This is a genomic window from Burkholderia sp. YIM B11467, from assembly GCF_052952715.1.
The window spans coordinates 143,936-166,166 of sequence record NZ_JBQVSQ010000001.1 but is presented as its reverse complement, the minus strand read 5'-3'; the positions used below and the strand labels follow the sequence as shown (position 1 = coordinate 166,166).

25 protein-coding genes are annotated in these 22,231 nt (G+C 68.6%); 8 read left to right on the top strand and 17 right to left on the bottom strand.

The genetic code is table 11. The annotated features are described in order from the left end of the window. Nucleotides 1-696: an RES family NAD+ phosphorylase gene (locus ACTRWB_RS00740; RefSeq protein WP_419687551.1), complete on the top strand. Its 696-nt coding sequence runs from the start codon at nt 1-3 to the stop codon at nt 694-696. Between the two features lie 58 nt (nt 697-754). Here ACTRWB_RS00740 and ACTRWB_RS00735 read toward each other — a convergent pair whose 3' ends face one another. Beyond that, nucleotides 755-1,486 (bottom strand): metallophosphoesterase, encoded by a 732-nt coding sequence (locus tag ACTRWB_RS00735; protein WP_412024983.1) that lies wholly within the window; start codon nt 1,484-1,486, stop codon nt 755-757. A gap of 137 nt (nt 1,487-1,623) precedes the next feature. Between ACTRWB_RS00735 and ACTRWB_RS00730 the strand changes: the two genes are divergently transcribed. Next, nucleotides 1,624-2,277: a DUF1345 domain-containing protein gene (locus tag ACTRWB_RS00730; protein ID WP_048250208.1), complete on the top strand. Its 654-nt coding sequence runs from the start codon at nt 1,624-1,626 to the stop codon at nt 2,275-2,277. Nucleotides 2,278-2,283: 6 nt separating this feature from the next. Here ACTRWB_RS00730 and ACTRWB_RS00725 read toward each other — a convergent pair whose 3' ends face one another. Continuing rightward, nucleotides 2,284-2,952 carry a glutathione S-transferase gene (locus ACTRWB_RS00725; RefSeq protein ID WP_446900586.1) on the bottom strand — a complete coding sequence of 223 codons (669 nt, stop codon included), beginning with the start codon at nt 2,950-2,952 and terminating at the stop codon, nt 2,284-2,286. Nucleotides 2,953-3,038: 86 nt separating this feature from the next. Next, on the bottom strand, nt 3,039-3,746 hold the full coding sequence (locus ACTRWB_RS00720) for a class I SAM-dependent methyltransferase (RefSeq protein ID WP_446900585.1): 708 nt from the start codon (nt 3,744-3,746) through the stop codon (nt 3,039-3,041). A gap of 304 nt (nt 3,747-4,050) precedes the next feature. Here ACTRWB_RS00720 and ACTRWB_RS00715 point away from each other — a divergent pair, with 304 nt between their 5' ends. Beyond that, nucleotides 4,051-5,691 (top strand): DUF3459 domain-containing protein, encoded by a 1,641-nt coding sequence (locus ACTRWB_RS00715; protein WP_446901391.1) that lies wholly within the window; start codon nt 4,051-4,053, stop codon nt 5,689-5,691. A 71-nt stretch (nt 5,692-5,762) separates the two neighbouring features. Here the strand turns inward: ACTRWB_RS00715 and ACTRWB_RS00710 are convergent, their stop codons facing one another. From ACTRWB_RS00710 to ACTRWB_RS00690, 5 genes are all read right to left on the bottom strand, one after another. After that, nucleotides 5,763-6,347: a thiamine phosphate synthase gene (locus ACTRWB_RS00710; RefSeq protein WP_446900584.1), complete on the bottom strand. Its 585-nt coding sequence runs from the start codon at nt 6,345-6,347 to the stop codon at nt 5,763-5,765. A 28-nt stretch (nt 6,348-6,375) separates the two neighbouring features. Further along, nucleotides 6,376-7,719, bottom strand: coding sequence for a hemolysin family protein (locus tag ACTRWB_RS00705; RefSeq protein ID WP_129516847.1), 1,344 nt, complete (start codon nt 7,717-7,719; stop codon nt 6,376-6,378). 80 nt (nt 7,720-7,799) lie between these two features. Further along, nucleotides 7,800-8,579: a sensor histidine kinase gene (locus ACTRWB_RS00700; RefSeq protein WP_446900583.1), complete on the bottom strand. Its 780-nt coding sequence runs from the start codon at nt 8,577-8,579 to the stop codon at nt 7,800-7,802. 67 nt (nt 8,580-8,646) lie between these two features. After that, entirely contained in the window at nt 8,647-9,570 is a 924-nt protein-coding gene (locus tag ACTRWB_RS00695) for a DMT family transporter (RefSeq protein ID WP_343490414.1), read from the bottom strand. A 41-nt stretch (nt 9,571-9,611) separates the two neighbouring features. Continuing rightward, a complete protein-coding gene (locus ACTRWB_RS00690) occupies nt 9,612-10,469 on the bottom strand; it encodes a LysR family transcriptional regulator (RefSeq protein WP_343490413.1) in 858 nt (285 codons plus the stop codon). A gap of 109 nt (nt 10,470-10,578) precedes the next feature. On the opposite strand from ACTRWB_RS00690, the gene ACTRWB_RS00685 reads away from it, so the two are divergent. From ACTRWB_RS00685 to ACTRWB_RS00675, 3 genes are all read left to right on the top strand, one after another. Further along, entirely contained in the window at nt 10,579-10,962 is a 384-nt protein-coding gene (locus tag ACTRWB_RS00685) for a tautomerase family protein (RefSeq protein WP_047901420.1), read from the top strand. Nucleotides 10,963-11,088: 126 nt separating this feature from the next. Further along, nucleotides 11,089-12,723 carry a CHAD domain-containing protein gene (locus tag ACTRWB_RS00680; RefSeq protein WP_446900582.1) on the top strand — a complete coding sequence of 545 codons (1,635 nt, stop codon included), beginning with the start codon at nt 11,089-11,091 and terminating at the stop codon, nt 12,721-12,723. A gap of 48 nt (nt 12,724-12,771) precedes the next feature. Then, nucleotides 12,772-13,608, top strand: coding sequence for a TOBE domain-containing protein (locus ACTRWB_RS00675; RefSeq protein WP_446900581.1), 837 nt, complete (start codon nt 12,772-12,774; stop codon nt 13,606-13,608). A 170-nt stretch (nt 13,609-13,778) separates the two neighbouring features. Here the strand turns inward: ACTRWB_RS00675 and ACTRWB_RS00670 are convergent, their stop codons facing one another. The 4 genes from ACTRWB_RS00670 to ACTRWB_RS00655 all read right to left on the bottom strand — a co-directional run bounded on the left by ACTRWB_RS00670 (nt 13,779) and on the right by ACTRWB_RS00655 (nt 16,865). Continuing rightward, nucleotides 13,779-14,480 (bottom strand): sulfate/molybdate ABC transporter ATP-binding protein, encoded by a 702-nt coding sequence (locus ACTRWB_RS00670; RefSeq protein WP_419687537.1) that lies wholly within the window; start codon nt 14,478-14,480, stop codon nt 13,779-13,781. A 64-nt stretch (nt 14,481-14,544) separates the two neighbouring features. After that, a complete protein-coding gene (gene modB, locus ACTRWB_RS00665; protein ID WP_419687535.1) occupies nt 14,545-15,222 on the bottom strand; it encodes a molybdate ABC transporter permease subunit in 678 nt (225 codons plus the stop codon). Nucleotides 15,223-15,232: 10 nt separating this feature from the next. Further along, entirely contained in the window at nt 15,233-16,030 is a 798-nt protein-coding gene (gene modA, locus ACTRWB_RS00660; RefSeq protein WP_446900580.1) for a molybdate ABC transporter substrate-binding protein, read from the bottom strand. Between the two features lie 136 nt (nt 16,031-16,166). Beyond that, on the bottom strand, nt 16,167-16,865 hold the full coding sequence (locus ACTRWB_RS00655) for a phosphatase PAP2 family protein (protein ID WP_048250221.1): 699 nt from the start codon (nt 16,863-16,865) through the stop codon (nt 16,167-16,169). A gap of 259 nt (nt 16,866-17,124) precedes the next feature. Here ACTRWB_RS00655 and ACTRWB_RS00650 point away from each other — a divergent pair, with 259 nt between their 5' ends. Further along, nucleotides 17,125-18,234, top strand: a complete 1,110-nt coding sequence (locus tag ACTRWB_RS00650; RefSeq protein ID WP_446900579.1) for an extracellular catalytic domain type 1 short-chain-length polyhydroxyalkanoate depolymerase — start codon at nt 17,125-17,127, stop codon at nt 18,232-18,234. An 81-nt stretch (nt 18,235-18,315) separates the two neighbouring features. Beyond that, nucleotides 18,316-18,492, top strand: coding sequence for a DUF3563 family protein (locus tag ACTRWB_RS00645; protein ID WP_080970993.1), 177 nt, complete (start codon nt 18,316-18,318; stop codon nt 18,490-18,492). Nucleotides 18,493-18,599: 107 nt separating this feature from the next. On the opposite strand, the gene ACTRWB_RS00640 is transcribed toward ACTRWB_RS00645, so the two are convergent. The 5 genes from ACTRWB_RS00640 to ACTRWB_RS00620 form a co-directional block, all read right to left on the bottom strand. Continuing rightward, nucleotides 18,600-19,019: an organic hydroperoxide resistance protein gene (locus ACTRWB_RS00640; protein WP_031399791.1), complete on the bottom strand. Its 420-nt coding sequence runs from the start codon at nt 19,017-19,019 to the stop codon at nt 18,600-18,602. A gap of 156 nt (nt 19,020-19,175) precedes the next feature. Continuing rightward, nucleotides 19,176-19,628, bottom strand: coding sequence for a MarR family winged helix-turn-helix transcriptional regulator (locus tag ACTRWB_RS00635; RefSeq protein WP_343490404.1), 453 nt, complete (start codon nt 19,626-19,628; stop codon nt 19,176-19,178). A gap of 201 nt (nt 19,629-19,829) precedes the next feature. Further along, complete coding sequence (locus ACTRWB_RS00630) at nt 19,830-20,639, bottom strand: BPSS1780 family membrane protein (RefSeq protein ID WP_446900578.1); 810 nt, start codon at nt 20,637-20,639, stop codon at nt 19,830-19,832. Next, complete coding sequence (locus tag ACTRWB_RS00625) at nt 20,630-21,628, bottom strand: homoserine kinase (protein ID WP_412024972.1); 999 nt, start codon at nt 21,626-21,628, stop codon at nt 20,630-20,632. The genes ACTRWB_RS00630 and ACTRWB_RS00625 overlap by 10 nt, the downstream gene beginning before the upstream one ends. Before the next feature lie 102 nt (nt 21,629-21,730). Then, entirely contained in the window at nt 21,731-22,126 is a 396-nt protein-coding gene (locus ACTRWB_RS00620; protein WP_419687526.1) for a hypothetical protein, read from the bottom strand. Between the last annotated feature and the right edge of the window lie 105 nt (nt 22,127-22,231).

Here is a 22,231-nt window from a genome sequence, read left to right as displayed (position 1 = left end):
ATGCCGATCGAATCACAACAATGGCCCACGACCGCAGTCGACTGGGCCCCTGCCTATCGCGTGATCCCCACCCGTTTTCCGGCGATCAACCTGTTCGATCGCGTTGCGTCATCGGACGATTTCGACGCGCTTTACGCGCTCGAATCGCTGACCAACGACCGCATCCGCAACGAAGTCGGCACGCTTGATCTCGTGCCGCCCGCCGAGCGCCGCTACGGGCTGGGCTGGGGGCCGATCATGGCCGCGTTCACGCACCTGAATCCGCAGGGCAGCCGCTTTTCCGACGGCAGCTACGGCGTGTTCTACTGCGCCCGCTCGCGCGATACGGCGATCGCCGAAACGCGCTATCACAGCGCGCTGTTCATGGCGGCGACCAGGGAGCCACCGATGCGCCAGCAGATGCGGCTCTACACGGTGTTCGCGCAGGGCGCCGTGGCCGACGTGCGCACGTGGCCGCAGCGCGATCCGGCGTTGCTGCATCCGCTCGATTACAGCGCGGGGCAGGCGCTCGGCCGCGCGGTGCGCAATGCCGGCGGCGCGGGAATCGTCTATCCGTCGGTGCGCGATCCGAGTGGGGAGTGCCTGGCGGCGTTCCGCACCGCGCTGCTGCGCGACTGCCATCACGCGGCCTATCTCGAATACAACTGGAACGGCACGGCCGTCGACGCGGTGTTCGAGCTGAGCCAGGTCGGTTAGGTCGCGCGCGTCCGTCCGCATGCCGTTGCCGGCGCGAAGGTGCGAAGGTTTGAAGGTGTTACGGCAGCGGCCAGTCGCCCGCGTGGCGTTCGCGCGCTTCGGCCTGCGTCATCGACCACGTGCTGCCGGTGCGCGGCTCGGCAAGCGTGAGCCGCCCGGACGGCGCGAACGCACCCGTGTCGATGAACCATTGCGCGCCGATCCGCTGCGGCGCGCGCACCGGCGTATGCCCGGTGCAGGTCAGCGACAGCCCGGCCTGCCGCGCGGGATCGGCGAGCCCCTGGACGAGATCGCGGCCCCAGATCAGCCGTTCGCGCACGTCGTGCGAATAGCTGCCCGTGTCGAGATCGGCGTCCGAGCCGAAGAATTCCGCATGCAGCACGTTGAAGCGCCCGGGGCCGTCGCCGATCACGCGCACCAGCGGCAGCGCGTCGACGCGCGCCGCATGCGCGTGCAGCCGTTCCGGCGGCAGGTCGGCGCCCCAGTCGCCACCGATCCCGCGCCACGCGTCGGGCGACAGCTTGCCGCGCGATACGAGGCTCATGACTTCCTCGTGATTGCCGCGCACGACGTGGCACCACGGGCGGTCGAGCAGGTCGAGCGTGGTTTCGGACGCGGGGCCGCGGTCGACGAGATCGCCGACCGAGAACAGGCGGTCGCGAGCCGGATCGAAGCGGATGTCGTGCAGCAGCGCGCGCAGCACGTCCACGCAGCCGTGCAGATCGCCAACGACGAAGTCGCGGCCGGCCGTGTTCGCGGGATGGCGGCAGAGGGGGGCGGTGGCAGTCATCCCCTTATCTTAGGCGCTCGCGCCCATCGCCACGTCACGATGGAATGGCGATAATCGGGGGCGGTACCCGCCGGTGCGGCGCAGCGGGCCTCTCGCGCGCCGGCCGAACCCTTTCCATCCGCTTTCGGAATTTCACGATGACGTTTTATCCGCAGGTATTACGCAACCGGCCGCGCATGGTTGCGGCGTTCGTCGCGGGCTTGCTCTGCGCGGTGCTGCTGCCGTTTCCGCTGCGTCCGACCGTGCGTGCGCTGATCGGCTGGGATTGCGCGATCTGGCTGTATCTCGCGTTGATGTGGGTGCGCATGGTTACCGCGCACCATCACAAGGTGCGCGAAATCGCGATCCGCGAGGACGAAAACGCCACTACCGTGCTGACCGTCGTGTGCCTTGCGACGGTCGCGAGCGTGGCCGCGATCGCGATCGAGCTGGCGACGGCCAAGGGCGTCGGGTTTCGCGCGGGGCTCGGCCACTACGCGGTAACCGGCGCGACGCTGTTCGGCGCATGGTTCCTGATCCCGACGATCTTCACGCTGCACTACGCGCGGCTCTACTACGGCTCGCCGAGCAGCGACCGCGCGCTGCGCTTCCCCGACCAGCACCCCGAACCCGATTACTGGGATTTCCTGTATTTCGCGTTCACGCTCGCGGTCGCATCGCAGACGGCCGACGTGTCGCTGACGAACCGTTCCGCGCGGCGTTCGGTGCTCGCGCAGTCGATCCTGTCGTTCTACTTCAACATGGCCGTGCTCGGGTTGTCGATCAACGTCGCGGCGGGATTGCTGAGTTGACGCCGGTTACTTGAGCAGTTCGTACGGGCCGCCGCGTTCCAGCGCCCGCTGGTACGCGGGCCGTGCGTGGATCGCATCGAGAAAGCGCGCGATCGCGGGATGCCGGCTGCTGCCCCCGCGCGCGGTCGCGGCTTCGAGCGGAAAGCTCATCTGGATGTCGGCTGCGCTGAAGCCGTCGCCGACGAACCAGCCGGTGCGGCTCAACGTGTCGTCGATATAACCGAGATGCAGCGCGATCTGCGGATCGACGAAACCCGACTGCAGCGTCGCGGCGATCTTGCGCGCGATCGGCCGCGCGAAGAACGGCATCGGCGCATGCGCGATCCGCAGCGCGACGAGCTTGAGCAGCAGCGGCGGCATCGCCGACCCTTCCGCGTAGTGGAGCCAGTACGTGTAGTCGTGCCGCTCCGGCGTGCCGGGCGGCGGCGCGAGGCGCCCGTTGCCGTAGCGTTCGACCAGGTACTCGATGATCGCGCCCGATTCGGCGAACGTGCGGCCGTCGTCGGTGACGACGGGCGACTTGCCGAGCGGATGGATCGCGCGCAGCGCGGGCGGCGCGAGCATCGTTTTCGGATCGCGCTCGTAGCGCACGATCTCGTACGGCACATCCAGTTCTTCGAGCAGCCAGAGCACGCGCTGCGAGCGCGAATTGTTCAGGTGATGGACGGTGAGCATGTCGAGGCCGGAAGGGGGGCGGGAACGACATCATACCTAGCGCGCATCGCGTGCACGCGAATCACATGGCGGGCCGCTTCGATCCGTTATGCGCGCCGCACCGCGATCCACGCGCCCCAGAACAGGCTCGCGAAAAACCGCAGCGGCACATCGAAGCCCGCATCGCGCAGCAGGCCGAAAACGGCTTCCTCGGACCCCGGCGGATCGGCGCCCTGCAGGATCTTCGCGAGTTGCGCGCGCACGGCGTCGGGCGTGGCGCCCTTCATGCGCCAGCGCTGCTGCCACGCGTCGAGCAGGCGCGGGTGCTCCGCGTAGCGGCGATGGTTGCCGGCGAGCACGAGCGGCGCGCCGGGCTTCAGGCGCCGCGCGATCGCGTGCAGCAGCGCGGCCTTCGCATCGTCGCCCGGGATATGGTGCAGCACGCCGATCAGCGTCGCGCCGTCGAACGCGGGTGCGTCGGGCAGCGCATCGACGCCGTCTTCGACGAACGTCGTGCGCGCGCCGAAGCCCGCGCCTTCGACGTTCGAGCGCGCGAGCGCGAGCATTGGCGCGGACGGGTCGACGGCCGTGAACCGCCAGCCCGGCTCGAGCGCGGCCGACACGCAGATCTCCTGCCCGGTGCCGCCCGCACCCGCGACGAGGATCCGCGCATCGGCGGCGCCGATCGCCGACGCGAGCATGCACGCGGTGAGTTCGTGGCACGCATCGTAGCCGGCGAGTGCGATGCGGGATTGCTCGGCGTATTCGTGCGCGCGTGCCGGATCGAATTTCGCGGCGCTGGCGGGAAGCGACATGACGGGGTCCTCGGGTCGGGTGCGGACGACGTGTCCGCGAGCATGGCGCAGAGCGTAAGTGTGCGCAGCCGGCGCAACAAGGCGAGCGATCATTCCGGTATGCCGACTACCCGACTCGGCGCGTGCCGGAGCGCCGGTTTTCCAGGGGTCGATTCGTATTTAAAAATGTCCAACCACGCCGCATCGAGGTGGCGAATCCGGCGCATACTCGTTTCTCTCCCCCCGCCTGGCCATCGCATGCCGGGCCCCGATGCGCCGCGCCGCTGGCGCGGCCATGCCGCTCGGCACGCACGAGGAGCGCATGATGTCCGATTGTCCGCACGATCCGTATGCGCAGCACTACATTCATTGTTTGCCGTTCGGCGCACAGCCCTGTGGCGCGCTCTGCGCGACGCCGCGCACGCATTTTCGCGTGTGGGCGCCGGGCAGCACGCAAGTCCAGCTCGAACTCGATACCGGCTTCGGTCCGACCTTCATCCCGATGACGGCCGCGGGCCCGAACTGGTTCGAAGTCTTCGCCGATTGCGGCGCGGGCGAGCGTTACCGCTATCGCCTCGACGATGCCGTATCGATTCCCGATCCCGCGTCGCGCTCGCAACCCGAAGGGCTCAACGGCCCGAGCGAGGTCGTCGATCCGCGCGCGTTCACGTGGCGCCACACGTTCTGGCGCGGGCGCCCGTGGGAAGACATCGCGCTCTACGCGATTCGCCCGCACGCGGTGGGCGGCTTCGAAGGCGTGCGCCGCCGCCTGCCGCAACTCGCGCGCCTCGGCGTGACCGCGCTGGAACTGCTCGCGTCGCCGCACGACAGCCTGCCGTTCGCACCGCTCGCGGCCGAAGGCGGCCCCGATGCGCTGAAGGCGCTGATCGACGACGCGCACGGCTACGGTCTCGCGGTGCTGCTGGAACTCGACTACGCGCGCTTCGGCAGCGGCACCGACGCGCTGCGTCACTACGCGGCACCGTTCTTCCATACGCGTGACGATCCGCTGCAGGCGGCGCCGCTGGCGCTCGATCATCCGGAAGTCTGCGATTTCTTCTGCGACAACGCGCTGTACTGGATCGACGAATACCGTTGCGACGGGCTGCGCCTGCGCGAGGCCGACCGGATCGGCGTGTCGTGGCTGCGCGAGATCGCGGACCGCGTGCGCGCGGCCGTGCCGGCCGACCGGCTGATCCATCTCGTGCTCGGCAGCGAGCGGCATCCGGCGCATCTTGCCGATACCCATTTCGATGCGCAGTGGAACGGGTGCGGCGAACGCGCGCTGCATCGGCTGACGGGGCGCGATACGTCGGCCCACGAAGGCATTTCCACGCACCAGTCGATCCACACGCTCGCCCGCGCGCTGACCGCGTCCGGCACGGCCTTCCAGCCCGAAGGCATGGGCGCCGACAGCGGACTGTCGTTGACGTCGCTGGTGCTGTCCGATGGCGCGTGGCGCGACAGCGGCCTGGGCGACCCGGCGCAAGCGGGTGGTCTGGCCGCGCTCGCGCTGTCGCTGCTCACGCCGCAGATCCCGCTGATCTTCGACGAAACCGCGCGCGACGCCGATCGTGCGCATTTCGTGCAGTCGGCGCTCGCGGTGCGCGCGAAGCTGATCTCGCCGCGGCTGTCCGATTGCCGGCCGCAGGACGCGCATGCGCTGAAGGCGGACGGCGACGGCGATGCCGACGCGCTGCTCGCATCATGGCGGCTCGCCGACGACGAGACGCTGACGATCGCGTTGAACCTGTCGCCCGATGCGGTGCCGTTCGACGCGCCGAGAGGGCAGGTCGTGTTCGAGACGCCGGCGCGTGCGCGCGACCGGGTCGATGAAGGGGAATTGCCGCCGTATTCGCTCGTCGCGTGGCTGACGGGCGACGTCAACCGGTATGCGCTCACGCACGACGCGCGTCTCATCGACGATGGTTCGTGGCGCGGCGTGCGGCCGAACCTGAACGCATGAGCATGTGAAAGCGTGATTGTCCGACGGCCGGGCGCAGCTGCGTCCGGTTTGCGCCGCAGATACGCCCCGAGTTACCAGAACCCGCGAATACCCGCGATACCGTACGCGCCGTGGCGGCGCGCATCGTCGAGGTGCGCGCGCGTCATCCCGCCGAGCGCGTAGACGGGCATCACCGCTTGCGCGGCCAGCGCGCCGAATTGTTTCCAGCCGAGCGCGGGCGCGCCGGGATGGCTGAGCGTCGGCAACACGGGCGACAGCGTGACGAAATCCGCGCCGGCGCGTGCGGCCAGCAGCAGGTCGTCGTGTGTGTGGCAGGCGGCGGACACCCATCGCCCGGCCGGCAACGGCCGCTGCGCGGCGGCGCGCAATGCCGCGCCGTCGAGATGCCAGCCGGCGCCGTCGAGCCGCATCACGCCGGCCGCATCGATCGGGCCGTTGAGCATCAGGTGCGCGCCTGCCGCTTCGCAGCGCGCGAGCGCCGCGGCGGCGAGCCGCGCGAACGCGGCCGCGTCGAACGATTTCACGCGCAGTTGCACGAGCGTTTCACCGCGCGCGAGCACGGCCGACAGCCGGTCGACGAACGCCGCGCAATCGGCTGCCGACGCGGACACCGGTTCCGGCGTGATCACGCAGCAGCGCGGCAGCGTTGCGTTCATCGCGTGCGGCGACGACCACGAAAGGCCGTCATTCGTCGGCCTCCTTCGCGATCTTCGGATAGACGCGCACGAGCACGATGCGCGGCCCGTTCATCTTCTTCACGACGACGTCGAAGCGGTCGAACGACACGCGCTGTCCTTCGGTCGGCAGGTCGCTGAGCGCCTGGATCACAAGGCCGCCGACCGATTCCGCGCGGCCTTCGTCGATGTCGATGCCGAGCGCCTGCTCGAGCGACACGACGGGCAGGCTGCCCTTGCCCATCAGCGTGCCGTCGTCGAGGCGGCTCCAGTCGGCGTCGCCCTGGCGGAACTCGTCGTGGATCTGGCCGACCAGCGCGCCGAGCAGGTTGTCGAGCGTCAGGAAGCCGATCGGCTTCTCGCCCTTGTTGCCGACCAGCGCGAAGTGCGGCGCACCCTTGCGGAAGCGGCGGAACAGGTCGAGCGCCGGCGTGTCGGGCTTCACGTACTGCACCGGGCGCACGTAGTCGGACAGGTCTTCGAGGGCCGCACCGGCGTGACGTGCGAGCAGCAGGTCCTTCAGGTGGATCAGCCCGCTCACCTGTTCGCGCGACGCATCCTCGAACAGCGGATAACGGCTGAAGCGGTGCCGCGCGACGATCTCCATGTTGTCCGGCAGCGGCAGGTCGCGCCGCAGGCCGATCATTTCATGCGCCGGCCGCATCAGGTCCGACACGGTCATCGACGAAAAATCGAGCGAATGCGCGAGCGTGTTCCACTCGTCGTTGCTGTACGTGCCGCGCGCCGGCTGAGCCGCGTTGCCGGCCGTGCTGCGGCGGCTGCGCAGGATCAGCTTCAGTTCGTCGGTCGAGTAGTGCGCATCGCCGCCGTGGTCGGCCGACAGCCCCGCGAGCCGCAGCACCGCGTTGGCGCTGTTGTTGAGCACCCAGATCGCCGGATACATCGCCCAGTAGAACGCATACAGCGGCAGCGCGACCCACAGGCCGACTTTCTCGGACTGGCGGATTGCCATCGATTTCGGCGCGAGCTCGCCGACGACGATGTGCAGGAACGAGATCAGCGAGAACGCGAACACCAGCGAGATCAGGTGCACGACGCGTTCGGACTGCACGCCGATCAGGTCGAGCAGCGGGCCGATCAGTTGCGCGAAGGCCGGTTCGCCGACCCAGCCGAGGCCGAGCGACGCGAGCGTGATGCCGAGCTGGCACGCGGAAAGATACGCGTCGAGCCGGCCGTGCACGATGCCGAGGATGCGGCCGCGCAGGCCGTGCTTGCGGGCCAGTGTCTTGACGCGCGTGGCGCGCAATTTGACGAGGCCGAATTCGGCCGCGACGAAGAACCCGTTCAGGGCCACCAGGAACAACGCGCCGATGAGCGCGAAGATCTGTACCAAAGAATCGCTCCGGTTATGTAAGGCCCATCAGTATAGAGCCAGAAAGGAATTTGTAATGTATCGAGCGAACGGCCGATGACTTACACCGGCGCCTCGCAGGGAACGGAGAGCGTGATGACGGCGGTTGCCCCGTTGGCGAACGCGGTATGCGACAACGTGCCGCCGTGCGCGAGCGCGACGCGCTGGCAGAGCGCGAGCGCCCAGGCGATCCGCTTCGCGTCGCGCTCGCGCAGCATCTCGCGGCGCGCGAACGATTCGAACGCGTGCGGCTGCGCGGGATCGGCGAGTGCGTCGGCGTTCACGGTGCAGGTGGCGCGCGCGACGAACTGCGCGCCGTCGCGCGCGCACGCGAACGTCACGCGGTCGCCGGTGGCGCTGGCCTCGACGGCGGCCGTCAGCATCGTCCAGAGTGCCTGCGCGATGCGTTCGCGGTCGGCGGTCAGCGACGGCTCGTCGTCCGGCAGCGTTACGTCGAGCGCGACCTGCCGTGCATCGGCGAGCGCAAAACGGACCAGCGCGAGCGTGTCGTCGAGCAGCGCGCGCAGCGCGAACGGCCGCGGCGTGATCGCGAGCGTGCGGGTTTCCGCGCGCGGCGCGTCGAGCACGTCGTCGATCAGCGCGACTTGCTGGTCGATGCCCGTGCGGATGCCCGCGAGCGCGCGTTGCAGGTTGGGGTCGGCGCTGGCGAGCTGGCGTTCGAGCACGTACGCCCAGCTATGCATCGCGTTCAGCGGGCTGCGCAGGTCGTGCGATGCGGTGGAGAGCGCCTGGTCGCGCAGGAACAGCGCCGCCTCGGTGGCGTAGCGCGCTGCGCGTTCGCGCAGCAGGTCGGCGGCGGGATCGACGGAAGTGGACGTCACGGAGCAGGCCTGTCGGAAGCGGTTGGCGTGGAAGTCACGCGAACCGCCATTATAGGGACGGTGCGTGTCACGCCGGCAGCGCGTCCTCGTCCTTTTTCCGGGCGTCGCCGTTCGGCAGCAACTGGCACGCCAGCAGACCGGCCAGCATCAGCGCGCAGCCGAACAGCGCGCGCAGCGTCAGCGTTTCGCCGAGCGCGGCCCAGCCGGCGATCGCCGCGAACACGCCTTCCATGCTGAAGATCACGGCTGCGTGCGCAGGCGCCGCGTCGCGTTGCGCGACGACCTGCAGCGTATAACCGACGCCGACCGACAGCAGCCCGCCGTACAGCAGCGTCGGCAGCGCGCCGCGCAGCATCGCGACGCTCACCGGCTCGATGACGAGGCCGACCGCGAGGCACGTCACGCCGCATACGGCGAACTGCATGAACGCGAGCACGAGCGGATCGTGGCGCTTCGCGAGATGGCCGACCGCCATCACGTGCGCGGCGATGATGACGGCGCCCGCGAGCTGGAACCAGTCGCCGTAGAGCACCGAGAAATGCTCGTCGATGCTGAGGAAATACAGGCCGATCGCCGCGAGCAGCGCGCCGAACCAGGTGCCCGCGCCGATCCGGTGACGCGCGAACACGCCCATCAGCGGCACGATCACGACGTACAGCGAGCTGATGAAGCCCGCGTTGGCGACCCGCGTGTACTGCAGGCCGAACTGTTGCAGCGAAATCGACACGGCGAGCAGCCCGCCGAGCGCGAGGCCCGGCAGCAGCAGCGCCGGATCGCGGCGGATCGCCGCGAGCTGCGCGCGCGATGCCGCGTTGAGCATCAGCAGCGGAACCAGCACGAGCGCGCCGAGCAGGAAGCGCAGCCCGGTGAACAGGAACGGCCCGATCACGTCGAGGCTCAGGCGTTGCGCGACGAAAGCCGTGCCCCAGATCGCGGCGGCGGCGAGCATCAGCAGGTTGGCGCGGAGGTGCTTGCGGGCTTCGGGCTTCATCGGAATTCTTCAGGAGATTGCGGGCGGCGGAACCCGCTAGTTTACGCCGAGATTGCAAGGCTGTCGGCAAACCTGCGCAACGCGGCGGCCGCCCGGGCGTCGCGCACGCGCGAATACAGCACGACCTGCGACAGCGGCAGCGGCGGCAGCCCGAATTTCGCGCCGACGTCGACCAGCGTGCGCGGTGCGACGCGCCGCGCGAGCGGGCAGACGGCGAGCCCCGCGGCGGCGGCGGCCGTGACCGCCGCGACCCCGCCGCCGGTGAAGCGTTCGCGCCACGGCCGCCCCGCAAGGTCGAGCGCGCGCAGCGCGGCGGCCCGCACGCCGCACGGGCCGGCCAGCACCGCGAGCGGCAGCGGCTCGTCCGCGCGCGGTGCCCAGTCCGGCGCGGCGAGCCAGGCCAGCGGTTCGGTAAACAGCAGCGTGCCGTCTTCGCGCGGCGGATCCTCGCCGGGTTCGTGCCGCACGATCGCCGCGTCGAGCCGGCGCTCGTCGTATTGCACGAGCAGGCTCGACGACATCCCGAGATGCATTTCCAGCGACAGCCCCGGATCCTGTCGATGCAGGCTCGTGAGCACGGCCGGCAGGTCGGGCACCGCGACGTGCTCGCTGACGCCGAGCGACAGGCGATGCGTGCCGGCCGAGATCGCGCCGAGCGCGTGGTCGTGCGCATCGAGCAGCGCACGGGCGGCCGGCAGGAAGTTCTCGCCGTCGGCGGCCAGCTTGACCACGCGCGGCGTGCGCTCAAGCAGCGGCTTGCCGAGGTGGGCCTCCAGCCGCTTCAGCTTCAGGCTGACGGCCGATTGCGTGGTGCCGAGCGCATCGGCAGCGCGCGTGAAGCTGGCGAGATCGGCGACCAGCACGAACGCTCGCACGGCATCGAGGTCGAGTACTTTCATTTCAAGTGTAAATGGATGAAATATGCGTCGATGACTTTTTATTATAGATCGACGGGCCTAACCTGACGCCGTGTTTCCGTTCTTCAACGTCACCGACAGGAGCAGGACCATGCCATTCACCCGTATCGCAGTGCGCGAGGGCAAACCGGCCGCCTACCGCGCGGCACTCGTCGACGGCGTGCATCGCGCGCTGATGCACACGTTCAACGTGCCCGAAGACGACATCTTCATGGTCGTGACCGAGCATGCGGCCGAGAACTTCGTGTTCGGCCGCCATTACCTCGATATCGAACGCAGCGACGATCTCGTGATGATCCAGATCACCGCGAACAACACGCGCACGCTCGAGCAGAAGCGGGCGCTGTACCGGACCATCGCGGAGAACCTCGCGCAGCAGCCCGGCGTGCGGCAACAGGACGTATTCATTAGTCTCGTCGAGGTGCTGAAGGAGGACTGGTCGTTCGGCAACGGCATCGCGCAATACGCCGTTTGACGTGCGACACGGCGACAGGGCCAGATCGTCGCCTGAGCGGTTTTCCGACGTGTACTATGGAAGTTGCTTCACAGGCGACGCCGGCGCGGTCGATGCGCCGGCGATTCTTCATGTGCGGGAGCCTCCATGTCGCGTGTGCTGGAAATCGTGTTGTCGTTGTCGCTGGAAGGTTGGCCGGTCAAGGCTACGAGTCGCGCTCGAGGCACGCAGCGCGACTTCGGCGCCGAACTTGTACGTGCGTGGCGGATCTGTCCGCAGGTCCGGATGCGTCGAGGCCATGAACGTGTGACGATCGAGCCGTGCCAGGTCGAGGAGGCCGAGCCGAGCCCCGGCGCGAGCTGGTGGACCTGGGTCGAATCGAATGCACATGGAAGGCGGGTCGTTGCGTCCCGCGCCAGGGCGTTCGCGCCCGGCGTCACGCAGCGCGAACTGTTCGACGCGGAGCATGCGGGGATCGTCGTCGCGATGCCGCTACCCATTCCCGCGACCGCCGCGCCGGCCGATGCCGATGCGGCGATCGGCGAAGTCGACGGCGTCGCGCCGAACGCCACCGCACCCTCGGCCGCCGGTGAGCTGCCCGAATCGTCGGCGTTGCGCCTCGTTAGCGAACGGCGGCGCGGGCGGTGGGCGGACGACAGCGGCGTCGTGGTCGAGATGACGCTCGACGACGTCACGCTGCACGGCGGCGGCGAGTCGCCGCGCCGCTACGTCGAGCTGCGTCTCACCGCGCCCGACTGGGAAACCCTCGCCGCGCGCACGGCCGCGCTGCACGCGCTGTTTGCCGCGGCGCGCGAACTGAGCGGCGCATGGCCCGCCTTCGTGCAACTGACGAGCGTGATTGACCGCGCCTGTGCGGGCGAGCCGGCTACCACCGGGCCCGTCAAGGCGCAGCTCGTCGACCTGACCGGCATCCGCTCGCAACGCACCGCGCTGTTCGCGCTGTCCGGCGACATTGCCGCGCAATGGCTCGGCAACGAGGGCGGCGTGCTCGATCGCGACGATCCCGAATTCGTGCACCAGATGCGCGTCGCGCTGCGCCGCCTGCGCACGCTGATGCGCTTCTTCCCGCTGTTCGCCGACCGGCAATGGCAGGACACCTTCGGTGTCGACCTGCGCTGGCTTGCCGCGCTGCTCGGCACGGTGCGCGACTGGGACGTGTTTTCGACCGAAAGCCTGCCCGCGCTGATCGCGGCCGACGGCGGCGGCGCCGACTGGGACGGCACGCTCGACGCGGCGCACGCGCAGTGCGTGACCGCGCGCGTCGAATTGCGGCAGGCGCTGCATTCGGCCCGCTATGCGCGGCTGACGCTCGGTTGGCTCGAATGGTTGAGCTCGCTCGCACTGCCGCCTGCCGAAGCCGTCGACGCACCTTCACTGCGGCGTCATGCGACCAAGCGCGTGCGCCGGCTGTTCGGCGAACTTTATGCATCGCCGTCGCTCACTTCGCTCGATACCGCCGCGCGCCATCAGGTGCGGATCGATGCGAAGCGACTGCGCTATGCGCTCGAATTCTTTGCATCGCTGGCGTCGCGCCGCACGCGTACCGAGACGGTCAAGACGCTCACGCGCGTGCAGAGCGTGCTTGGCGAAGCGAACGACACGATCGTCGCGCTGCATCATCTCGAGCAGCTGGCGGCGCCGCCGTACCAGCTCGGTTTCGTGCGCGGTTACGGCGCGGCGCTCGAGCAGCGCGCCGCGCGCGACGCCGAGGCGCTGCTGGCCAGCCTGCGTCCGCCGAAGCTCGACGGCAAGCCGGGTTGAGCGGCGCACGCTGACTATAATGGCCACCCGTTTCCCGCACGCCGCCCGATGACCGACGCACCGCATTCTTCCCCGTCTTCCGAACCGCTCGAACTGGGCGGCGAGCTGTGGTTGCGCGCAGGCGAGCAAACGCTCGGCGGCGCCACGCGCATCGCGTTGCTCGCGGCGATCGGCGACACCGGTTCGATCACGCGCGCGGCCAAGGCCGTCGGCCTCAGCTACAAGGCCGCATGGGATGCGGTCGACACGATGAACAATCTCGCCGGCGAACCGCTCGTCGCGCGATCGACGGGCGGCAAGGGCGGCGGCGGCACGACGCTGACCGCGCGTGCGACGTCGCTGATCGCCGCGTTCCGCACGATCGAGCGCGAGCATCGCCGTTTCATCGAGGCCGCGAGTGCGGCCGTTGCCGGCTTCGACGTCGACTGGGCGCTGATCGGCCGGATCGGGATGAAGACCAGCGCGCGCAACCAGTTGTTCGGCAAGGTCGCGTCGATCGTGCGCGGCACGGTCAACGACGAGGTGACGCTCACGCTGCCAGGCGGGCAGCCGGTCGTCGCGGTGTTGACGCACGAAAGCGCCGATGCACTCGGTCTGCAGGCGGGCGCGGACGCATGCGCGCTGGTGAAGGCGTCGTGGGTCGTGCTCGCGGCCGACGATGGCGGGCCCGACCTGAAGGTGTCCGCACGGAACCAACTGCACGGCAGCGTCGAATCCGTCACGGCGGGCGCGGTGAACAGCGAAGTGACGCTCGCGCTCGACGGCGGCGGGACGCTGACGGCTGTCGTGACCAACGACAGCGTCGATGCGCTGCAGCTCGCCGACGGCCGGCGGGCGATCGCACTGTTCAAGGCGTCGAGCGTGATTCTCGCGGTGACGGGCTGACGGCGCGAGCAAGGCGGCGCGCTGTGGCGCGCGTACGAAGAAGGACGGAGTGAAGCCGGCGTCGCGCAGCGTCTGCTTGGCGCCAGCTTCGTTTCCGTTTTCAGCTTATGCCGCTACATGCGGCTTCTCTCAGGCTCCAACGTGCCTGCCACGACCACGGCCTCGCGCGCTCATGCGACGCGCGTCGGCCACTCGGCGTGCGGCGATGTCGCCTGCACGCGTCCTTCGCTCAACTGCACGACCTGATCGCCGAATGCGGCGACGTCGTCGGGATCGTGCGAGATCAGCACCATCGGGATATCGAGCCGCGCCTGCAGTTCGGCGAGCTCGTGGCGCATGCGCTGGCGCATCGCGCCGTCGAGCGCAGCGAACGGTTCGTCCAGCAGCAGGATCCGCGGTTGCGCGACCAGTGCGCGCGCCAGCGCAACGCGCTGTTTCTGCCCGCCCGACAGTTGCGACGGATACTGCCCCGCGAGCGATTCGAGATCGAACGCGTGCAGCCAGTACGCGACTTCGGGCGGCACCGTTTTCGCGCGCGGGTTGCGCAGCCCCGGCGTGAGCCCGAACGCGATGTTCTGGCGCACGTTCAGATGCGGAAACAGCGCGTAATCCTGGAACAGGTACGCGACGCGGCGCTCACGGGTCGGCACGTCGATGCGGCGCGCGGCGTCGAACAGCGGTTCATCGTTCAGCGTGATCGTGCCTTCGTCCGGCGACAGCAGGCCGGCGATCGCCTGCAGCGTCATGCTCTTGCCGGCGCCGGACGGCCCGAATAGCACGACGCGCTGCGTCGTCGCCACGAACGACATGTCGAGCGTGAAGCGGCGCTCGGCGTTCGCGTAGGTCTTGCGGATGTCGACGACGAGGCTCATGCGGGCCTCCGCCGAAGCAAGCCGGCCGCCGGGCGAAACAGCCGATACGGACGAGACCGATGCTTCATGTCAGCTGACTCCGTGACGCGCGCGCCGGCACGAGCCAGCCGGCTGAGAGCAGCACGAGCACGCAGGTGATCGACGTCACCAGCACGAGGAAGTTGGCCGTGTTGTCGTCGCCGGCCTGCACGGCCGCGTAGATCGCGACCGACAGTGTCTGCGTGCGGCCGGGCAGGTTGCCCGCGATCATCAGCGTCGCGCCGAACTCGCCGAGCGCGCGTGCGAATGCGAGCAGCGCGCCCGCGAGGATCCCGCGCGTGGCGAGCGGCAGCGTCACGCGGAAGAACACCGCGGCTTCGCCGAGCCCGAGCGTGCGCGCGGCGCGTTCGAGATGCGGATCGACGCCTTCGAACGCAGCACGCGCCGACTTCAGGATCAGCGGAAACGCGACGACCATCGACGCGATCACCGCGCCTTGCCACGTGAAGACCAGCTCGATGCCGAGCTGGTCGAGCCAGGCACCGAACACGCCGCGCCGGCCGAGCAGCACGAGCAGGTAATAGCCGAGCACCGTCGGCGGCAGGACGAGCGGCAGCGTCAGCAGCGAATCGACGACGTCGCGCATCGGCGAGCGCCAGCGCGCGAGCGCGAACGCGGCCGCGACGCCGAGCACGATGTCGAGCGCGGTCGCCCAGCCGGCGACCTTCAGCGACAGCAGCAGCGGTACCCAGGCGCCTTGCATCTCCATATGCTTACTTGCCCGCAGGCTTGAAACCGAACGTCGACAGCACGGCCTGGCCCTGCGCCGACGAGACGAAATCGATGAACGACTGCGCCTGCACGGCGTGGCGGCTGTCCTTGACCACGGCGATCGGATAGGTGATGGCCGTCTTGGTCGGCACCGTCAGCGCAACCTTCACGCGGCCGGGCATGATCGCGGCGTCGGTACCGAACACGAAGCCCGCGTCGACTTCGCCGCGCGCAACGTAGTCGAGGCTCTGGCGCACATTGGCGGCCAGCACGCCCTTCGCGCTGACGGCGTCCCACACGCCGGCCGCGCGCAGCGCGCCTTCGGTGTAGCGGCCGACCGGCACCGATGCCGGGTCGCCGTACGCGATGCGCTTCACGCCCGGCGCGGTCAGGTCGTTCAGCGACGTCGGCGCGGCCGCGTGGCTGTCCGCCGGCACGATCAGCACGAGCGAGTTCGCGGCGAAGTCGCGGCGCGTGCCGGGCACGATCACCTTTTCGTCGGCCGCGCGATCCATCGCCTTCTGGTCGGCCGATGCGAACACGTCGGCCGGCGCGCCCTTGGCGATCTGCTGCATCAGCACGTCCGACGCACCGAAGTTGAACAGCACCTTGGTGTCCGGATGCTGCTTCTCGTACGCGTCGCCGACGGCCTTGAACGCGTTCGTCAGGCTGGCGGCCGCCGACACGACCAGTTCGTCGTCGGCGGAAGCGGGCGCGCTGAACCCGACACCGGCGGCAAGCGTGACGATCGGCAGCAGGCGGAGCAGGGTGCGGCGAAGCGGACGGACGGGTGAGCGCATGGTGGATTCGTTTGAATGGGTGGAAAACGTAATCGTAATATAGGGTGGGTTATAACGCTCGACATACCGATCATGCGACGGCGTGCATGAATTGGTCAGACCTGAAAGGAGGCGGGCGTGACGGCCGGGCGGCCTGTCACGTGTGGAGCGTGTGCGTCGCCGATTCGGTACGCTGCAGCGACGACGGCTGCGACGCGGGGCGGTAGTTCGGATTGGCCTTCCAGCGCGCGCGGACGAACGGGCGCTCGTGCCCCGACAGTTGCAGCGCAACCTTGGTGACCCAGCGATGCGACGGCACCGTGATGCCGTGCAGCGCGACGGTGACGAGCGCGAGGCTCGCGACGACCGCCGGCACCGACCAGCGGTGCGGCACCGCGCGCCACGAGCCGGCGATGAACGCGAGCGCGGCGATCGCGCCGACGATGCAGCCGGTGATCGATTCGGACGGCGAATGCGCATCGAGCGCGACGCGCGACACGCCGACCGCGACGCCGGCCGCGAGCCCGAGCGCGATGCCGACGATCCGAACCGGCGTGCGCGTGCGGATCAGCATCAGGAAAATCGCGACCGGATAGACCGACGTCGACAGCATCGCATGGCCGCTGAACCCGGTGAAATCCCATGCGCGGATGCCGATGCCCCAGCCGAGGAACGCGATCTTCGTCAGCGCGACCACGCCGATCGCGGCCGCCAGCACGCCCAGCCAGGCGGTGGCGCGCTGCCACGAGTAACCGAGCGCGAGCCAGACGGCAATCGTGATCGCGAGCGGCAAGGTCAGGCCGGCGCCGCCGAACGCGGTGATCATGATCCACAGGTGAGACGACAGGTCGAACATCGGAAAACGGACGAACGGAGGCGGGGAGGATGCTTAAATCAACGCGCGAGCCGGGAAGAACGACTACAACGGATACAAGCGGCGAAACCCCAGTATAGCGCCGCGTGCGCACGTGCCCCGTTTTTTGCGCCACCGGGAACTATCCGCGCGCAGGAAAAATCCCAGAAACAATGTTATGGTGCATTGCACAAAGCCGAACGATGCATCCGTTGCGGCGCCTTCATGGCGCCCCTATTTTTCCTGACTGCGAGCCCGATCGATGACCAAAAGTCTGACCAAGGTGTGGCTGGGCGGCATGAAACGCATGCTGTCTCCGGCCGCCAAACATGCGGTGCGCGATGCGCAGCGCATCACACGCGACGCACTCGAGGCCGCTGCCTCGCCCGCTGTATCCGATCTGTCCCCGCCGCGCGAATCGCGCGTGCGTCCGCGTGCGGCCGCGTGGGCGGCGGGTGAGTGGACGCGCGGCGAACATCCGATGACGCCCGCGCTCGGGCGTCTCGTCCAGAATCTCGCGTATGGCCTTTACGTGCCGCCCGGCCGCCGGCGCGGCGCGATGCCGCTCGTCGTGATGCTGCACGGCTGCCAGCAGTCCGTCGACGAATTCGTGCAGGGCACGCGGATGAACCTGCTGGCCGACAAGCACGGTTTCGCGGTGCTGTATCCGGAGCAGTCGCTGCGCGCGCACGCGCACGGCTGCTGGCACTGGTATGAAGACACCGAGCGCGCGGGCCGCGGCGAGGCGAACTCGGTTGCGTCGCTCGTCGACGCGGTCGTCGACGAACACGGTTTCGACGCGTCGCGCGTCTATGTCGCGGGGCTGTCGGCCGGCGCGGGCCTCGCGGCGCTTCTTGCACTGCACCATCCCGACCGCTTCGCGGCGGTGGCGCTGCACTCGGGTCCCGCGCTCGGCGAGGCGAATTCCGGCATCACAGCGATGGACGTGATGCGGCGCGGCCTGCGGCAGAACCCGGCCGCGGCCGTCGATGCGCTGGTCGATGCCGGCACGTATCCGGGCATGCCGGCGCTGATCGTCCAGGGCGACGGCGACCACGTCGTCGCGCCGAAGAATGCCGACCAGCTGACGGTGCAGTTCATGCGCCTGAACGGGCTGGCCGACAGTCGCGGTGCGCTGCGCGGCGGCGAGCGGGTCGAGACGCGCGAGTCGGGCGCGCAGATGACCGACGTCTGCCGCGATGGCGAACCGGTCGTGCGGCTCTGCCATGTGAAAGGGCTCGATCATGCGTGGGCCGGCGGCGACGAAGCCGTGCCGTTTCATGCGGCCGTCGGCCCCGATGCGAGCTCGATGATCTGGGCCTTTTTCGAAGCACATCGCCGCACTGTGGCGACCGAACGACGCATCGTCTGATCGACGCTGGCCAAAGCCTAGGGTTTTCCCTATAATTCGGGAAAACCCTAGTCAAAGAACCTTTGGATTGCGAGATCGACCATGTACCTGCTGAGCCACCTCTTCCTGATGCTGACCAAGAACGCTGAAACGGCCCGTAAAGAGCGCGCCGAGGCGTACCTGTCCGAAGCGACCGACATCTACGATCTCGAATTCCGTATGCGCAAGATCGATCGCGAAGCGGCGATGAACCGCCCGTATTCGCTCGGCTCGCGCTAAGCAGCGCAGGCGGGCCCGCCGGCCCGCCGCTCCGGCGAGTCACGCAAAAGGGCGCGTGCGGCTAGATGCCGCACGCGCCCTTTTTGCATTCGCGGGCTTGCGTCGCGTCAGACGACCGTCAGGCGCACCGGCACGTTGTTGCGCGTGGCGTTCGAATACGGGCACACGTGGTGCGCCTTGTCGACCAGCGCCTGCGCGTCGGCCTTGTCGAGCCCCGGCAGCGATACGCGCAGCTCGATGTCGAGCCCGAAGCCGCCTGCGTCGTTCGGGCCGATGCCCACTTCCGCCGTGACCTGCGTATCGGCCGGCAGCGCCTGCTTGTTCTGGCCGGCGACGAATTTCATCGCGCTCAGGAAGCAGGCCGAGTAACCTGCGGCAAACAGCTGCTCCGGATTCGTGCCTTCCGCGCCCGTGCCGCCGAGTTCGCGCGGCGCGGCCAGCTTCACTTCCAGCTTGTTGTCGGCGGATACTGCGCGGCCGTCGCGGCCGCCCGTGCTCGTGGCGCTGGTCTTGTACAGAATGTTCATCGTGCAGCTCCTGTCGGGAAAAGGGGAGAAAAGCGGCCCGGTCTAACGGGATGTCGCCGGCCACGAATAAAATATAGAACACAAATCATTAGTGTGCAAATGAAATTTTGAAGAAAAAGCCCGGTAGTACCGGGCCGGTCGGCCGACGCTCGCTCGTCAGCGTTCGTTGGCGGCCGACAGCGCGTCGCGCAACTGCTGGAGGTCGGCACGCAGCCTGACCAGGAACTCGGGGGTTTGCTGCATCGCGCAAAAGAGATCGGCGGGCACCGAGCGTGCGCGGTCCTTCAGCGCACGGCCTTCCGGCGTCACGCGTACGTTCACGACGCGTTCGTCGGTCGCGCTGCGCACGCGCTCGACGTAGCCGAGCGCTTCCAGCCGCTTGAGCAGCGGCGTGACCGTGGCCGGATCGAGATCGAGCCGCGCGGCGATGTCCTTCACCGCGATGTCGTCGCGCTCCCACAGCACGAGCATCGCGAGATATTGGGGATAGGTCAGCGACAGCTTGTCGAGCAGCGGCTTGTACGCCTTCGTCATCGCGTGGGAAGTCGAGTAGAGCGCAAAGCACAGCTGTTCGTCGAGCGTCTGGGGTAGCGGGGGCAGGCGGTCCATGATTCGGGAGGCGCGGCGGACGCGCGAACAATTTGCACACAAATTATTTTGCGCGCAAAAGATCGGGTTGAACAGGGGCGCCCGGCCAGGGGCGGATGCCGGCGGATGCCGCGAAACAGGGGGATCGGGAGAGGCGCCGGGAGACAACCCGGCGCGCGGAACGGCATGACGGCCGGCGGCGCGCGCCGGCCGGGAGAGGTTTCAGCGGCCCGACGTGGGAGTCGGCGCGCCCGGTTCCTGCACGCCGAAGCAGCCGCGATAGGTCGCGTAGAACGAGCAGTACAGCATCGTGACGATGATGATCGTCACCGGCATCATGATCGTCAGTGCATAGGCGCCGGCGCCGAGCGCCTGCAGCAGCAGCGACAGCGCGAGCGATGTGCCGAGCGCGACGCCGAACCACAGCGCGCCGTACACGGTGAACGCGCCGCGATTGCGCCAGCAGCTGACGATGCTGAAGAACAGCGCCTTGGCGGGCGGGACGTCATGCCACGCGACCAGCACCGGCGCGAACCAGAACAGCATCGAGATCGGCAGATAGAGCAGCGTTGCGAAGAACAGCGCGCCGAGCGTGCCTTGCGCGGCGAGCGTTTCCGGCGTCGTGCTCGCTTCGTCCGCCGCACCCATCATCACGTGGAACAGCGCGCCGCCGTCCACGAACGACGACGCGGCGAACACGAGCACCATCGACGCGACGTAGATCACGCCAAGCACCAGCAGCCGCTGGGACGCGACGGCGCCGTACGAGCGGAAGCCGTCGATCAGGATAGTCGGCATCACGGGCTTGCCGGCCACCGTATCGCGGCACGCGGCCATGAAGCCGACCGCGATGCCGGGAATGAACACCAGCGGCAGCGCCGAGCCGATCACGGGCACCATCGATACCAGCGTGATCGCCAGCAGGTACGTGAAGAACAGCGTGATGAACGCGAGCGGGTTCCGGCGGAACAGCCAGACGCCTTGACGGAACCAGACATAGCCCGTTTTGGCGGGCACTTCGATCAGTTGCATGCGGTTTGGATCTCGGGAAGCGCGGGCGTATGGGCGATACGCTCTCGCAGGATGCGTTCGAAATGGCCGGGGTCGTGCGGCTTGAGCATTTCCGCCGCACGCGGCAGGTAGAAGTCGTACAGGCGCGATACCCAGAAGCGGTACGCGCCCGCGCGCAGCATGTCGCTCCAGTGGCGGCGCTCCTCGGCCGTGAACGGCCGCACCGTCTGGTAGGCGCGCAGCAGCGCATCGGCGCGCGCGACGTCGAGCACGCCGGTCGCGAGGTCGACGCACCAGTCGTTGACGGTCACCGCGACGTCGAACAGCCACTTGTCGCAGCCGGCGAAATAGAAGTCGAAGAACCCGCCGAGCCGCACGCTGTGGCCGGTGCCGGGCGCCGCGTGCGCGAACAGCACGTTGTCGCGGAACAGGTCGCAATGGCACGGCCCGGCCGGCAGCGCCGCGTAGTCGTCCGACGCGAAGAAACTGGCCTGGTGCGCAAGCTCACCTTCGAGCAGCGTGCGTTGCGCGTCCGTGATGAACGGCACGATCGCCGGTACGTTCTCCTGCCACCACGGCAGGCTGCGCAGGTTCGGCTGGTTGCGCGGGTAATCGCGCCCCGCGAGGTGCAGGCGCGCGAGCATTTGTCCGACTTCGATGCAGTGTTCGACCCCGGGCGCGAGTTCGGCCGCGCCGTCGAGCTTCGTGACGATCGCGGCCGGTTTGCCGTGCAGCTCGCCGAACAGCGCGCCGTCGTCACGCGGCACCGGATCCGGCACCGGCACGCCGTGGCCGGCCAGATGGCGCATCAGGTCGAGGTAGAACGGCAGTTGTTGCGCCGTGAGCTTTTCGAAGATCGTGAGGACGTACTCGCCGCGTGTCGTCGTCAGGAAGAAATTGCTGTTTTCGATACCGGACGGAATGCCGCGGAACGCAAGCACGTCGCCCAGTTCGTAGTGGCGCATCCATTGCGCGAGATCGGAGTCGGAAACAGCAGTGAAAACGGCCATGCGAGATGCGTCAGGTCAGGTTGTCGGCACGCGTGCGGCGTGCGTCGCAACAGCAGGTGGAGGGGAGGCGGCGCGCCGTGATCGACACGGCGCGCCACGAAATCAGTAGCGCAGGTTCAGCGACGGCAGGCGCGTGATCGGGATGCCCGCGTCGTGCGGCTTCGGCGACGTGTCGGGCGTCGAGCTCATCTGGTAGCGCGTGCCGAAGTTCGACTTCACGTCGATTTCGACCGGCTTGCCGCGGTCGCGGTACTCGGTGACCTCGGTGCCGTTCTTGCTCTTTTCGTGGAAGCTCGGCGTGCGGCGAATGTCGGCGAAGTCGACTTTCGACGAGACTTCGGCGCCCGGCCGGTTGATTTTGCGGAGATCGGGCAGGCCGGCGGCTTCGTTGGCCTCGGCCCGGGCCTGCGCGTCGGCGTCAGGCGTGGCGCCGGCGGCGTAAGCGCTGCTGGCGGCGGCAAACGCGACGGCAGCGGCGACGAGAATGAGCGGCTTCATGATGAGTCTCCAGTGAACCCACCGATTTTAGCAAATACTGCGCACCATCCGGCCCCTGCGTGTATCCGGGCGGCCATAAGGGTGACCGGGTTCCGTGGTAATGTC